Origin of the sequence: Bacillus arachidis, assembly GCF_030285945.1 — a bacterium.
Lineage (GTDB): Bacteria > Bacillota > Bacilli > Bacillales > Bacillaceae_G > Bacillus_A > Bacillus_A arachidis.
Map to the genome: position 1 here is coordinate 4,206,241 of NZ_CP127376.1, position 13,558 is coordinate 4,219,798.

13 protein-coding genes and 1 other annotated feature are annotated in these 13,558 nt (G+C 37.7%); of the genes, 6 read left to right on the plus strand and 7 right to left on the minus strand.

Annotated features, from left to right (window positions below):
- Window positions 1-305: 305 nt before the first annotated feature.
- The 3 genes from QRY57_RS23260 to QRY57_RS23270 form a co-directional block, all read right to left on the minus strand.
- Window positions 306-620: a hypothetical protein gene (locus QRY57_RS23260; RefSeq protein WP_286016218.1), complete on the minus strand. Its 315-nt coding sequence runs from the start codon at window positions 618-620 to the stop codon at window positions 306-308.
- Window positions 621-638: 18 nt separating this feature from the next.
- The gene (locus tag QRY57_RS23265; protein ID WP_026593760.1) at window positions 639-863 is read right to left on the minus strand and encodes a spore germination protein; all 225 of its coding nucleotides are present in this window, start codon (window positions 861-863) and stop codon (window positions 639-641) included.
- 93 nt (window positions 864-956) lie between these two features.
- Window positions 957-1,262: a rhodanese-like domain-containing protein gene (locus QRY57_RS23270; RefSeq protein WP_000141217.1), complete on the minus strand. Its 306-nt coding sequence runs from the start codon at window positions 1,260-1,262 to the stop codon at window positions 957-959.
- A 221-nt stretch (window positions 1,263-1,483) separates the two neighbouring features.
- On the opposite strand from QRY57_RS23270, the gene QRY57_RS23275 reads away from it, so the two are divergent.
- Entirely contained in the window at window positions 1,484-1,669 is a 186-nt protein-coding gene (locus tag QRY57_RS23275; RefSeq protein ID WP_026593762.1) for a hypothetical protein, read from the plus strand.
- Window positions 1,670-1,705: 36 nt separating this feature from the next.
- Here the strand turns inward: QRY57_RS23275 and QRY57_RS23280 are convergent, their stop codons facing one another.
- Window positions 1,706-2,773, minus strand: coding sequence for an alpha/beta fold hydrolase (locus QRY57_RS23280; RefSeq protein WP_432804097.1), 1,068 nt, complete (start codon window positions 2,771-2,773; stop codon window positions 1,706-1,708).
- 252 nt (window positions 2,774-3,025) lie between these two features.
- On the opposite strand from QRY57_RS23280, the gene QRY57_RS23285 reads away from it, so the two are divergent.
- The 5 genes from QRY57_RS23285 (at window position 3,026) to QRY57_RS23305 (ending at window position 7,825) form a co-directional block, all read left to right on the plus strand.
- Window positions 3,026-4,807, plus strand: a complete 1,782-nt coding sequence (locus tag QRY57_RS23285; protein ID WP_286016220.1) for a spore germination protein — start codon at window positions 3,026-3,028, stop codon at window positions 4,805-4,807.
- A gap of 16 nt (window positions 4,808-4,823) precedes the next feature.
- Entirely contained in the window at window positions 4,824-5,918 is a 1,095-nt protein-coding gene (locus QRY57_RS23290; protein WP_286016221.1) for a spore germination protein, read from the plus strand.
- Complete coding sequence (locus tag QRY57_RS23295; RefSeq protein WP_286016222.1) at window positions 5,894-6,973, plus strand: Ger(x)C family spore germination protein; 1,080 nt, start codon at window positions 5,894-5,896, stop codon at window positions 6,971-6,973. The genes QRY57_RS23290 and QRY57_RS23295 overlap by 25 nt, the downstream gene beginning before the upstream one ends.
- Window positions 6,974-7,108: 135 nt before the next feature.
- Window positions 7,109-7,294 carry a hypothetical protein gene (locus tag QRY57_RS23300; RefSeq protein WP_026593767.1) on the plus strand — a complete coding sequence of 62 codons (186 nt, stop codon included), beginning with the start codon at window positions 7,109-7,111 and terminating at the stop codon, window positions 7,292-7,294.
- A 102-nt stretch (window positions 7,295-7,396) separates the two neighbouring features.
- Window positions 7,397-7,825: a pyrophosphohydrolase domain-containing protein gene (locus tag QRY57_RS23305; RefSeq protein ID WP_003201351.1), complete on the plus strand. Its 429-nt coding sequence runs from the start codon at window positions 7,397-7,399 to the stop codon at window positions 7,823-7,825.
- Between the two features lie 326 nt (window positions 7,826-8,151).
- Here the strand turns inward: QRY57_RS23305 and QRY57_RS23310 are convergent, their stop codons facing one another.
- From QRY57_RS23310 to QRY57_RS23320, 3 genes are all read right to left on the minus strand, one after another.
- Window positions 8,152-8,973, minus strand: coding sequence for a hypothetical protein (locus QRY57_RS23310; protein ID WP_286016223.1), 822 nt, complete (start codon window positions 8,971-8,973; stop codon window positions 8,152-8,154).
- Between the two features lie 132 nt (window positions 8,974-9,105).
- Window positions 9,106-11,514, minus strand: coding sequence for a leucine--tRNA ligase (leuS, locus tag QRY57_RS23315; RefSeq protein ID WP_286016224.1), 2,409 nt, complete (start codon window positions 11,512-11,514; stop codon window positions 9,106-9,108).
- Window positions 11,515-11,580: 66 nt separating this feature from the next.
- Window positions 11,581-11,844 (minus strand) — a binding site (T-box leader).
- A 51-nt stretch (window positions 11,845-11,895) separates the two neighbouring features.
- The gene (locus tag QRY57_RS23320) at window positions 11,896-13,089 is read right to left on the minus strand and encodes an MDR family MFS transporter (protein WP_286016225.1); all 1,194 of its coding nucleotides are present in this window, start codon (window positions 13,087-13,089) and stop codon (window positions 11,896-11,898) included.
- Window positions 13,090-13,558: the final 469 nt, after the last annotated feature.

Genomic DNA, 13,558 nt, shown 5'->3' on the forward strand with positions numbered 1-13,558 from the left:
TTTTTACATTCATATTCTATGTTTGTTGTTTTTACTATCTTACAACACTTGAATCCCAAGCATCATTGTTACCGAATTTATACCACACTCCACCGATTTGTTGCCAACCTGTTTGCAACAGAAAAGACTCCACTCGTTGTCTAACATTAGAACAAATTTGCGCAATATATAAGAATCATTGCGAGTGTCCTCTCATGTTATTATCCTTGCTCTTCTCACTGTTTCCCTTGTAAACGGAGCAGACGAAAACGGATGATATGTTATAAGTATGTGAAAAACCCCCCCGCTTTTGGCAGGAGGGTTTTCTATAGACCAGGCGCCGAATCAAAATTATCCGTATTCGGTGCAGCCTGTAAGATGCCAGTTGCGTTTATACCGGAATCTGTATTTCCACTTGCTCCTGCAGGTGCTCCTTTCGTATACGTTGTAGTTATTGTATCTCCTGGCTGTAAACAAACCTTTGTTGTTGTTCCAATTACTGTCACAACATCAATATAAGTTGGTCCAGATGCTCCACTATACGTCTTTGATGCACTAAATGAAGTATCCCTTAAATTATCTCCCGTAAATAGATTTCCATAGTTATTAACAATAATAAATTCTTTAATATTTGCCGGCATTACCAGTCAACCTTTCTTTTACGAACCTAATGTTAATTCACTTGTTTCTAACGGAGGAATAAATACAGTCCCCCTCGGCACCTCTGCTGGCATGCGCTTCCCATTTAAAAAGGTGGCAACGCTTGAAGCCCCAGAACCAGCATATATTTTCGCTACAGCAAATGGTTCGATACTAAAACAATCGCCTACATTTACCGCTCCTCGATTATTTATAATTTTAATCTTCCGAAGAAATGCACTCATAAGTAACCTCCCTTCTAAGAAAAGGATTCTTTTGTACACTGTATGCAAAAGAAAAAAACTTGAAACAAACACGTTTCAAGTTTTAAGAACGAACTATTGAATTTCACCTTCATATTGCAGCATACCGCCGACCATATTTACCGTTTTAAACCCTTGTTCATTTAAATAGTGACATACATTTTCACTACGCATTCCTGATCTACAAATAAAGATATATTCATTTTCTTTATCAAAGAAGTCGACTTTATTTGGGATATCACCCATTTTAATATGTACAGCTTCTGGAATTTTCCCTTGTGCTACTTCCTCATCTTCACGCACATCTACTAAAAATAATGTTTCTCCATTTTCTAAACGTTCTTGCACTTCTTCTGTTGTAATTGTTTTTACTTCCGTCATATCCATAATTCCTCCTTATATACAATGTAACTCTAAGTAATCAGCTTTTTCTTTACTCATCTATTCATCTCCAATTTTAGCATGCAAAATTACGAACGCAAACACTTGAAACTTCTTATCTTTTTATTGTTTCTCAGCACAATTGCAAATGAATCTATTTACAAATATAGCTTTTACATTGTATCCTCAATATACTTGTTTTACGAAAGGAGTCACTTGAAATGACACTTGTTCTTTTCATTATAGGTCTCATTTTTTTAACTCTTGCTATCATTTCACTTGGTGTATTTAACAAAAGTAAGCCTACACAATCTTCTCAAGAACGATCATTCCTCTATTTATTAATCGGCATTGCTTGTTTAGGATTGTGCATTGCAACATACCTCTTCCGTTTAAAAATCATCTAAAAAAAGGTGCCTGCTTAACGACTTGCACCTTTTCTTTTACACATGGCTAGACACTCTTCTCCTTAAAAACTCATCCACTTTCTTTTCAAATAAATGAACATCTATTACTCCAGCCATATGACCATTTATACTTTCAATCTCATACACTTCCGCATACTTCCCTTGCTTCCTAAGCACGTCTACCATTTGATAATTATAACGAGAAGGTTGCAACAAATCTTGTTTGCACGGAATCATAAGCACATCTGCCTCGATTTGAAAAAGTGCTTCTTCTAAAGAAGAAAAGCCGTGAGCAAGATCATGTAATAATGTGGCCTTTGCTGTATACATCCATGAATTCGCATCAACAAAAGTAATATTTTGAAGTGTCAACGTATTTATATTTTGTTCAAATGACAGTAATGCCGAGAAATTCTCATAAGGTGCTGTTTCTGCACTATTACGCTGAAATGTCGTTTCATAATAGTGAGCATCAAATGAATTTATAAACATCATTTTTCCTGCTACATGTAATCCTTTCATTGGCTGTTCGTCCCTATAATTTCCATCATTCCACTTCGGATCTAACTGAATAGCTTCGATTGCATTTTGCAGAACATTAACCGACGTTACAACCGGATTTTGCGGGTTCGTAATTACACCAATCATTCGCTCTACCATATCCGGATAATGAACAGCCCATTGCTGTGCAATCATTCCACCAGCTGAAGGCCCTATGACAGCATGCAATCTTGTAATTCCCATGGCTTTCACTAATTCATATTGCACACGTGCCACATCTAAAAACGTAAATACCGGAAACTCCATCCCATATTCAAATCCTGTTATTGGATTGATTGATTTTGGACCCGTTGTCATTACGTAAGGATTCTTCACTTGTACATTGCAAATATTATCGGTACATATTACAAAATAGCGATCTGTATCAATTGCTTTCCCCGGACCAATCAGTCCATCCCACCAGCCAGGAAATGGATCCTCTTCCGTATATTTTCCCGCGGCATGGCTTGTTGCACTAAAATAATGACAGACTAAAATCACATTTGATTTTTCCCGATTTAATTTACCGTATGTCTCATATCCAATCTGAACAGGAATTTTCATGCCGTTTTCAAATGTGAATTCTTTTAAATAAAAGTTTTCTTTTTTCACATGTAGCAATTTTTCCCCTCCTTCACTACATTGCTTCCAACATGTTCATTCATATATTTTTCAGCTTATAAAAAGAGAAACTTTCTCTTAAAGGAAATTTATATATATAAAATGAAATTCCTTCTTACTCTCTTAAATAAGTGCATAATATACAAAAATCCCCACAAACTAACATTATCTAACATCATTAAAGAGGGAATACATATGATATGGAAATGGTTTCGCAAGAAAAAAAATTCAAGTAAAACAGATTCAAAAGAGCAAGCTCAAGCTACTCAGCAAGACAAGCAAGCACAAAACAAACAACAGCAAGCTGCTCAGCAAGACAAGCAAGATCAGAACAAACAACAGCAAGCTGCTCAGCAAGACAAGCAAGATCAAAACAAACAGCAGCAAGCTACTCAAGGTACGAAACAAGACAAGCAAGATCAAAACAAACAACAGCAAGCTGCTCAAGATACGAAACAAGATACACAAACGCAGCAAAATAATAATAGCAATAGCATTTATGATTTCAGTAAACCTGAGAAAGAAAAGGCTCACTCTCTCCAAGATTTATTAGAAAACCTAAAAGCATCTAGTGATTTTGTAAGTTATCATACGTCAGATGATGAAACAATGCCGTACTGGATTTCTTATTATCGGCCATCACTTGATGGGGAAAAATTACAAAAATATTTAATGCCAGCATTACTAGAGCGTACATACTCTACATTAGAAGAATTAAAAGAACATATTCCGATGAGCGGGATTACGATTACAAACGACCTTCAAAAAATTGAAGATATGGTTTTAAAAGGGCATGCGATCGTACAGTTACATAAACAAGATCAAAAATGTATCTTAGCAAATATCACAATTGATAATTATCGGGCACCATCCATTCCCTTAAATGAATCTACAGTTATTGGTCCACAAGAGGGATTTGTAGAGGATATTGATACGAATATTAACTTAGTACGTAAACGCCTTCCGGTGTTAGCACTACAAACAAAAGAAGTTATCATTGGGACGTTCTCTAAAACAAAAGTTGTCATGATGTATTTAGAGAATCTTGCTGAAAAAGGCAGTGTTGATTATTTAGAAGAATCACTTCGTACAATTGAATACGATCAAATCAACGACAGCTCCTATATTCAAGAATTAATGGGAGAAAAATCAATCTTCCCACTATATATTAATACAGAACGTACAGACCGAGTAACGACCGCATTAATTGATGGGAAAATCGCTATTTTTGTAGATGGTTCACCGAGCGTCTTACTTACTCCTGTTTCATACTTTGATTTTTTCGTTTCACCAGAGGATTACAACGTATCTTGGCTTTACGCTACGTTTTCAAGACTTTTACGACTCATTGCTGTTCTATTTTCCATCTGTGCAGCACCATTATATGTTGCCATTTTAAGTTATCATTACGAATTAATTCCAAGCGATTTACTCGAAACATTAATTTTATCAAGAGCACAAGTTCCTTTCCCACCTTTAATAGAAGCACTCTTTCTAGAACTGGTTATTGATTTACTTAGAGAGGCCGGGGCTAGGCTGCCAATGAAAGTAGGGCAAACACTCGGTATTGTAGGCGGTATCGTAATCGGACAAGCATCTGTACAAGCAGGACTAACAAGTAATATTTTGTTAATCATTGTCGCCTTATCCGCGTTAGCTTCCTTTATCACACCGATTTATAAGATGGGGAACGCAGTTCGCTTACTACGATTCCCATTCCTTTTATTTGCAGAATTAGGTGGACTATTTGGAATTTCACTAGGTTTTATCTTTTTATTTACTCATCTATTCAGGCTTTCTTCTTTACGGAAACCATTCGCGCTCTTTTATCCAGCAAGGAAGCAATCAATAAAAGACTCTTGGGTCCGATTTCCGTTATCTATGATTGATACAAGGGATATTCAAGCAAGACCGCAACACGTAAAAAAATCAGCAACAGGAATTTCAATAAAACATACATCTGATTTTGATGAATAAGAAACGAGGTGCACCTATGAGTAAAGTCAAAACAAAATATCAAATATCTCCCATCTTTGTTTTCTTCTTAGTTCATAGTGCACAGTTCGGTGCTGGAGTTCTCGGGTTTGCACGCATTATTGCTAAAGTTGCAGGCTATGATGCTTGGATTGGCGTTCTTATCACTGGAATCATCATTCATATTCTCGTTTGGGTGATGTATTACTTATTAAAAAATACAAACGGCAACCTAATAGATCTTCATCAGCAAACTTTTGGAAAATGGCTCGGTAATGGCATTAGTATTGTATTCATGTTGTATTTTTTCGCTTTGAGTATATCCGTTGTTCGAACGTATGTTGAGATTGTTCAAGTATGGATGTTTCCTACCGGGTCCACTTGGATGTTCACAATCTTTTTATGTTTATTAAGTTACTACGTCATCTCATCAGGATTTCGCGTCATGACCGGTATCTGTGTACTTTCAATCGTGGGAACATTAGGTTATATTTTTCTTAGTTTTTTTATGTTGCGATACGCACATTGGGAAAATTTACTTCCTATTTTTTCACATTCTTTTGGAGATATTTTAAAAGCATCTCAATTTTCAATTTATAGTATGACAGGCTTTGAAATCTTGCTTATGATATACCCATTTGTGAAGAATCCCGAAAAATCTCATAAATTTGCACAATATGGTGTATTGTTCTCTAACATTTTATATTTATTTAGCACGATTTTGGCATTCGCTTTTTTTAGCGAAAAACAGTTATCAAAAACAATTTGGTCTCAACTTTCCATGACACAAGTTATTAAATTACCCTTTATCGAACGACTAGAATACATTGCCATCTCTGGCTATGCACTTGTAATTCTTACAAGTTCTATTCTTCCATTATGGGCCGCTACAAGAGGAACGCATGAAATCTTTCATGTAAAGCAAAAATACATTTTACTTTCTTTCATACTAATTACCATTATTGTTTCACAACTTTTAACAAACAGGCACGATATCAACGATTTTATTAGTTATATTTCCAAAATTAGTCTTTGGCTTATGTATGTTTACATCCCAATCTTATTTCTTATCGTGTGGGTGAAAAGAAAATGGAAAAAATCAAGAGAAAACTAATTCTTCTTTCATGTATTTGTTTATTCACCATAACAGGCTGTTTGCAAAAAAATATTGTTGATGATGTTCAGTTAATTCAAGGGGTTGTTTTTGATACAGCAAAAAACAATAAAATAAAGGTGACATCGGTTTGTCCGGTGCAACGAAAAGGAAATAAAGTACAGGTCTACGAAGGAGTAGCAAATGCCGTTAAACAAGTAAAAGCTGATACTTCTTTGGAATCTTCTCAACCATTTGCAAGCGGACAAATGCGCATTGCTTTGTTTACTACAAAAATTGCCAAAAAAGGATTGTCGACCTCCTTTGACACATTGGTTCGTGATGTCAGCATCGGAAACTCATTGTATGTTGGATTATTAGAAGGAAATGGACCTGAGCTGTTTAAAGGAAAATATACAACTTCAGCTAATGTTGCTATTTATATAACAAAAATGTTAGAGCATAACATGCAAACAGGCCCCTTACCAACTGATAATTTACATTTAGGTGCATTTCGTTATTATCGTGAAGGCCAAGATTCTTATATGCCTATCCTAAAAAAGAGTAAAGACAAAATCAAACTCACTGGCATTGGACTTTTAAAAAAGGATAAGTATGTCGGAAAAATTGATCAACAAGATATGTTCGTATTTAAGGGATTATTGGAAAAACATCGGTTAGATTCACACGAATTTAAAAGTAATAATGGATATGTAATGATCAATAATATACGCTCCAAGCCAACGTATACTGTAAATGTAAAAGATGGAAAGCCTTCCTTTTTAATTAAAGTAAAAATGGATGCACGCATTCTAGAACTTTCGAAACAAATAAACCTAGAAAATAAAAAGAACACCCAAAAAATATCACGAGAAGTTGAACAACGCTTAAATGCTAAAGCCGCAAAACTTATCAAAAAATTCAAATCTCTAAATGTTGATCCCCTTGGGCTAGGAGCTCAATTTAGACAACACTATAGACCATTTAAATTAGCAGAATGGCAAAAAATGTACAAAGACGTACCTATCACAGTAAAGTATGAGGTTAATATTACAAATTCAGGTGTAATCGAATAATAGGAGATATAGTTTCCTCAAAATGTAAGATAATGATTGAACTCCTCTTTCGGTCATGATACAACGGAGAGAGGAGTTTTTTATACTACTTACAAAATTACTTACATAGAGAAAAAGATATTTACGGGGGAGCTTATGTCTAAAAAGTTAGTAAAGCCTATTTTATATGGTATCCTATTTCTCAGCGTCTTTTTATTTGCTCATACATACTTAAAAAATGTTTCATTTACACGTTATTTACTTGTTGTTGTACCAATGCTACTTGTGGGGATGTTTGGGATTGATCTTGCTGTATCATTTTTAATAAAAAAAGAAGAGTAGCGATAGAGAGAACATCTTATTTTATATAGGATGTTCTTTTTATTAAATAATCTCCTTATGTTACAATGAAACTCGGCACAAAACGAGAAAGGATGAAACAACATGGCTAACGAAAAAGGTTTAGATAAAGGATATGAACTTGTCGCAAAAATGCACGAGGTATTTGGACATCCTGTTACAGATGTACCAACAAAATTAACTGAAGAGCGTGCAAAAATTCGCGCAAGCTTTATGCAAGAAGAGCTAGAAGAGTTTTTAGAAGCTAATACTGTAGAAGATCAATACGATGCATTAATTGACCTTATTTATTTCGCGTTTGGAACATTTGCAGAAATGGGAGTACGTCCTGATAAAGGCTTTGAAATTGTAAACAATGCCAATATGGCAAAACTATTCCCTGATGGAAAACCGCGCTTCCGTGAAGGCGACGGAAAAATTTTAAAACCAGAAGGTTGGCAAGCACCAGAACCACAGTTACGTGCTGAAATTGAGCGTCAACGTCAAGAAGCATTAGCAAAAGCAGGAAAATAAATAGCCCGGTAGCTTCTATTGTTGCGGCTTATTTTGTCAAGCGGTTGATGTGTTGTATCAAATCGCAGATATATTTAAAGAAGCAACGATATATCTAAGAAAGGAGCTCTCTTTATAAGGAGAGCTCCTTTTCTTATTTCTTCTTCTTTTCTGTCGGTTGGCTTTGTTTAGCGAAATTAGATGAATCATCGAAATTTGGTTGCTTTTTACCAGCATTATTACTTCTACCTTTTCCCATATGTAAGCACCTCCCCTCCCTTTTACTATTCCCAAAATAAAAAATCCCCTTCTTTCAAGAGAATTTTTTAATATGTTTCTTTATCCCATTAATGTCCGATTTGTCCAGCATGTCCTGCAGTACTTCCTGCACTTCCAGCCCCCCCATACCATATTGGATGTTGCTGTTGCTGGTGATGACCATGTTGCGGGTGATGCACTTGTTGCTGGTGGTAACCATGATGCTGGTGATGCACTTGTTGCTGGTGGTAACCATGATGCTGATGATGCACTTGTTGCTGGTGGTGACCATGTTGCGGGTTGTGACCGTGATGCTGGTGGTGGCCGTGATGCTGGTGATGACCGTGATGCTGGTGGTGGCCGTGATGCTGGTGGTGGCCGTGATGCTGGTGATGACCGTGATGCTGGTGATGACCATGTTGCGGGTGATGACCATGAATCATTTGTGGAGACGTACCTACTCCTCCTACTAGAATAGGTGGGGTACCACCAAATCCTGGTTGTGAACCAATTGGTGCAGGGAAACCAGTTTGTGCCCCGCCTACAAATGTTGGAAATGTAGTTGGTGCTCCCACAGGAACTCCTCCTTGTGCCCCGCCTACAAATGTCGGAAATGTAGTTGGTGCTCCTACTGGAACTCCTCCTTGTGCTCCGCCTACAAATGCCGGAAATGTAGTTGGTGCTCCTACTGGAACTCCTCCTTGTGCCCCGCCTACAAATGCTGGAAATGTAGTTGGTGCCCCTACTGGAACTCCTCCTTGTGCTCCAGCTACAGATGTAGGGAATCCTGCTGATACGCCCCCCATCCATGTTGGGTTTCCGCCGCATCCTCGCTGCATGGCCCCTGCCTTTAACATATTCGTCTCACCTGACATAAAGCCATGTGATGCGTTATTATTCATCCCTCTCATTTCTTTCACCTCTTCCTCTCAACTTAGCCTACCTTTTTTATCATATTTCACATGAGAGAATAGGTGTTTGTCTACAAATAAATTCCTTCATCACAAAAAAAGAGCAATCCCAAAAAGGACTGCTCTTTCGTATTAGTTTGCAACAATATTAACAAGTTTTCCAGGAACAACAATTACTTTACGAACTGTTTTTCCTTCAATTTGTTCTTTAACTGCCTCAATCGCTAGTTGTTCCATTTCTTCTTTTGATGCGTCTTTTTTCGTTTTCAGTTTTGCACGAACTTTACCCATAACTTGAACAACGATTTCAACTTCATCTTCTACAAGTTTTGACTCATCAAATGTTGGCCAGCTTGCATATGTGATTGTTTCACTGTGTCCAAGTTTGCTCCAAAGTTCTTCAGCAACGTGTGGTGCAACTGGTGCAATCATTTTCACGAAACCTTCTACATATTCTTTCGGAAGAACTTCTGCTTTATATGCATCGTTAATGAACATCATCATTTGAGAGATTGCCGTGTTAAAGCGAAGCTCTGCATAGTCTTCTGTTACTTTCTTCACCGTTTGATGGTATGCCTTTTCAAGTTCTTTATTTGGTGCATCAGTAATTTTCTCACTTAGTTCACCGTTATCTTGAACAAATAGACGCCATACGCGATCTAAGAAGCGACGAGCTCCATCAAGGCCATTTTCAGACCAAGCGATTGAAGCATCTAATGGTCCCATGAACATTTCGTAAAGACGAAGTGTATCTGCACCATGACTTGCTACGATATCATCAGGATTTACAACGTTACCTTTTGATTTACTCATTTTCTCGTTGTTTTCACCTAAGATCATACCTTGGTTAAATAGTTGTTGGAATGGCTCTTTCGTTGGAACCACACCGATATCATATAATACTTTATGCCAGAAACGAGCATATAGTAAGTGAAGTACAGCATGCTCTGCACCGCCGATATAAATATCAACTGGAAGCCATTGTTTTACTTTTTCAGGATCTACAAGTGCTTCGCTGTTGTTTGGATCAATATAACGTAGGTAGTACCAGCAGCTACCAGCCCATTGTGGCATTGTATTTGTTTCACGACGACCTTTTTTACCAGTTTCAGGATCTACAACGTTCACCCACTCTTCAATGTTTGCAAGTGGTGATTCACCTGTACCAGATGGGCGAATATTTTCTGTTTTTGGAAGAACTAGTGGTAATTCTTCTTCTTTCACAGCTGTCATTGTACCATCTTCCCAATGGATAACTGGAATTGGCTCACCCCAATAACGTTGACGGCTGAATAACCAGTCACGAAGACGGTATGTTACTTTTTGATTTCCTGCACTTGTTACTTCAAGCCATTCAATCATTTTTGCAATTGCTTCTTCTTTATTTAAACCATCTAAGAATGCCGAGTTTACGTGCGCACCATCACCTGTATGTGCTTCTTTTGTGATGTCTCCGCCTTTTACAACTTCTTTCATAGGAAGATCGAAGTTTTTCGCAAATTCATAATCACGCTCATCGTGAGCTGGAACTGCCATTACAGCACCTGTTCCGTAAGTTGCAAGAACATAGTCAGCAATCCAAATTGGTAATTTCTCACCGTTTACTGGGTTAATTGCATAAGCACCAGTGAATACGCCTGTTTTTTCTTTCGCAAGTTCTGTACGCTCTAAATCACTTTTCGCTTTTACAGAATCAATGTATGCTTCTACTGCTTCTTTTTGGTCTGCAGTTGTAATTTCTGCAACAAGTGCATGCTCTGGAGCAAGTACGCAGTAAGTTGCGCCAAATAGTGTATCAGGACGCGTTGTGAAGATTGTAAACTTCTTATCTGTACCATCGATATTGAAGTGTACTTCTGCACCTTCAGAACGACCAATCCAGTTACGCTGCATATCTTTTAAGCTTTCTGGCCAATCAAGCTCATCTAGATCTTCAAGTAGGCGATCTGCATAGGCAGTGATTTTTAACATCCATTGTTTCATCGGACGACGCTCAACAGGATGTCCGCCGCGCTCACTCTTACCGTCGATTACTTCTTCGTTTGCAAGTACTGTACCAAGTGCTGGGCACCAGTTTACAGGAATTTCATCTACGTAAGCTAATCCTTTTTCAAATAGCTGTAAGAAAATCCATTGTGTCCATTTGTAGTAGTTTGGATCTGTTGTATTTACTTCACGGTCCCAATCATAAGAGAAACCTAATGCTTTAATTTGATTGCGGAACGTGTTAATGTTTTTCTCTGTAAATTCTGCTGGGCTGTTTCCAGTATCAAGTGCATATTGCTCTGCTGGAAGACCGAATGCATCCCATCCCATTGGATGAAGAACATTATATCCTTGCATACGTTTCATACGAGATAAAATATCCGTTGCTGTATATCCTTCTGGATGTCCTACGTGTAGGCCTGCACCTGATGGATATGGGAACATATCTAGTGCATAAAATTTTGGTTTTTCTGTCTCATCTGGCGTACGGAATGTTTTATTCTCTTCCCAATACGATTGCCACTTCTTCTCAATTTCTTGATGATTAAAGCTCATGAGATATCCTCCATTCAAGTTATATTTATTTTCACCGCCTAAAATACAAAAAACCTCTCATCCCTAGAAAGGGACGAGAGGTTATAGATTCCCGCGGTACCACCCTAAATTAATGTAATAAAAGATGTTCAAAACGTCCCGTAAAGGTCGCTAGACAAGCATCAATATATACATTCGCTTAGATCCGTAACGTGGATTAACGGCAATTGCTACTTCATTTCACAACTGCAACTCAAAGGCGAGTTCATAACGAAACGTGGATTGACTTGCACCGACCGTCAATTCTCTAAACCAGCTTCTATTACTACTACTCCTTCTCACTGTTATTACAATATGAGTTAATTTAAATATATTCTAAAACAAGTTACATGTTCCGTCAAACTAAACCGCAATTTTTTCTTCTACTGTTTCTTCTACTTTTACTCGTTTATCATACATACTCGTTGCGATAAGTGCTACTACAAGCATTACCATGATTGCAATAAACAATACTTCCATATTATATAAGTCAACAATCGCTCCGCCGACAACAGGTCCAAACATTTTTCCAACAGTCGCCGCACTATTTACAACGCCTTGATAGAAACCAATCTTATCATTTGGCGCAAGGATATTTGCAATTGTTGGAACAGCTGGCCATACAAATAATTCACCAATTGTTAATGTCACCATCGCGACAAGGAACATCGTGAATTGCTGCGCTTGACTAAGTACGATAAATGACACTGCAAAAATACCGATTCCGATCATGATTTGTTGTTTTAAAGAACGATTCATCGCACGAATCATCATACTTACAAGCGGCTGTGCACAAACGATCATTGCCCCGTTTATCGTCCATAATAAACTATAATGACGAAGGCTAATATTTAGCTCCTGCATATGCGTCGCAATTGCACCTTGCCACTGTACATATGTAACCCAGCATAAAGCATATGCTACACATACGATAAGAAGCGCCTTGAATCCTGGTGTAAGTGACCAACCTTTTTTCGCTTTGACCGCTGTTTGTATACTTTGTTCGTTTTTGTCCTCCATACCACGGAATCCGATAAAGGCAATTAAAAAGAAGATACAGTATAAAATAAAGTTCGCTAAGAAAATATAATCAAAACGATACGAAGCAACTAAACCACCGCACGCCGTTCCAACAGCGATTCCAACATTTTGTCCAACATACATCGCATTAAATGCTCTTCGTCCTCCCTCTGGCCACACAGTGCCAACCATTGCGTACATCGATGGAAAGACCATTCCAGACCCGAATCCAATTAACGCTAGCCAAACAACATACAACGGCCAACCATGGAAAAACACAAGACCTAAAATCGACACAAGTGTAATAACAATTCCTACTAAAATTGATTTATATCCGCCCCATTTATCAAATAACACACCACCGAGCAAATTACCGATTACACCAGTTAACGAGTTAATCATCAACACCATTCCGGCCACAGATAGAGACTTCCCTAAATGATCGTGTAAATAAATTGTATTAAAAGGCCATAAAAAAGAAGCACCCGTGACATTAATGATCATCCCAGCTACTAATAGCCATACTTTCCTTGGCATAGTTTCCCCTCCTATTCTGTTTTTTCGTTCTATCCATAATAGTAAAATTGTAGTCGTTTTTAAATAGGAAGGCAACTGATTAATAGTTGGTGAAATTCAGACAATGAGATGTAGACTATATAAACACAAATTAAAAAGTCGATATAAAACCCTCTTTTTTAGGCGGGCAAGAGCATCTGGTCACGCATAGAAACCGTCAGGGCCTTTTCCTGCGACATGCAAGGTCTAAAAGTAGCGATCATGGTGTATTCTGCACGGCAGTGACTTATAAAGAAAAGCGGAGCCGGCTGTTTAGGCCTGTTGGCTAAGGTTCTTTCACGCAGAAGGTGTTTTTTACCTTCTCGTGTGGAAGGTTCTTAGACATGAGGGCCTAGGAGGCAGAGCTAGACAAAGATGTCGAAAAAATTAAAATAGATATATATAAAACCCACATCTACATAAAGAGGTGGGTTTTCGTTCACGCTTTACA

Excerpts from the sequence above, each read along its gene's own strand:
- QRY57_RS23260 (WP_286016218.1), bottom strand. The coding sequence starts at position 620 with ATGCCGGCAAATATTAAAGAATTTATTATTGTTAATAACTATGGAAAT.
- QRY57_RS23265 (WP_026593760.1), bottom strand. The coding sequence starts at position 863 with ATGAGTGCATTTCTTCGGAAGATTAAAATTATAAATAATCGAGGAGCG.
- QRY57_RS23270 (WP_000141217.1), bottom strand. The coding sequence starts at position 1,262 with ATGACGGAAGTAAAAACAATTACAACAGAAGAAGTGCAAGAACGTTTA.
- QRY57_RS23275 (WP_026593762.1), top strand. The coding sequence starts at position 1,484 with ATGACACTTGTTCTTTTCATTATAGGTCTCATTTTTTTAACTCTTGCT.
- QRY57_RS23280 (WP_432804097.1), bottom strand. The coding sequence starts at position 2,773 with ATGAAAATTCCTGTTCAGATTGGATATGAGACATACGGTAAATTAAAT.
- QRY57_RS23285 (WP_286016220.1), top strand. The coding sequence starts at position 3,026 with ATGATATGGAAATGGTTTCGCAAGAAAAAAAATTCAAGTAAAACAGAT.
- QRY57_RS23290 (WP_286016221.1), top strand. The coding sequence starts at position 4,824 with ATGAGTAAAGTCAAAACAAAATATCAAATATCTCCCATCTTTGTTTTC.
- QRY57_RS23295 (WP_286016222.1), top strand. The coding sequence starts at position 5,894 with ATGGAAAAAATCAAGAGAAAACTAATTCTTCTTTCATGTATTTGTTTA.
- QRY57_RS23300 (WP_026593767.1), top strand. The coding sequence starts at position 7,109 with ATGTCTAAAAAGTTAGTAAAGCCTATTTTATATGGTATCCTATTTCTC.
- QRY57_RS23305 (WP_003201351.1), top strand. The coding sequence starts at position 7,397 with ATGGCTAACGAAAAAGGTTTAGATAAAGGATATGAACTTGTCGCAAAA.
- QRY57_RS23310 (WP_286016223.1), bottom strand. The coding sequence starts at position 8,973 with ATGAGAGGGATGAATAATAACGCATCACATGGCTTTATGTCAGGTGAG.
- leuS (WP_286016224.1), bottom strand. The coding sequence starts at position 11,514 with ATGAGCTTTAATCATCAAGAAATTGAGAAGAAGTGGCAATCGTATTGG.
- QRY57_RS23320 (WP_286016225.1), bottom strand. The coding sequence starts at position 13,089 with ATGCCAAGGAAAGTATGGCTATTAGTAGCTGGGATGATCATTAATGTC.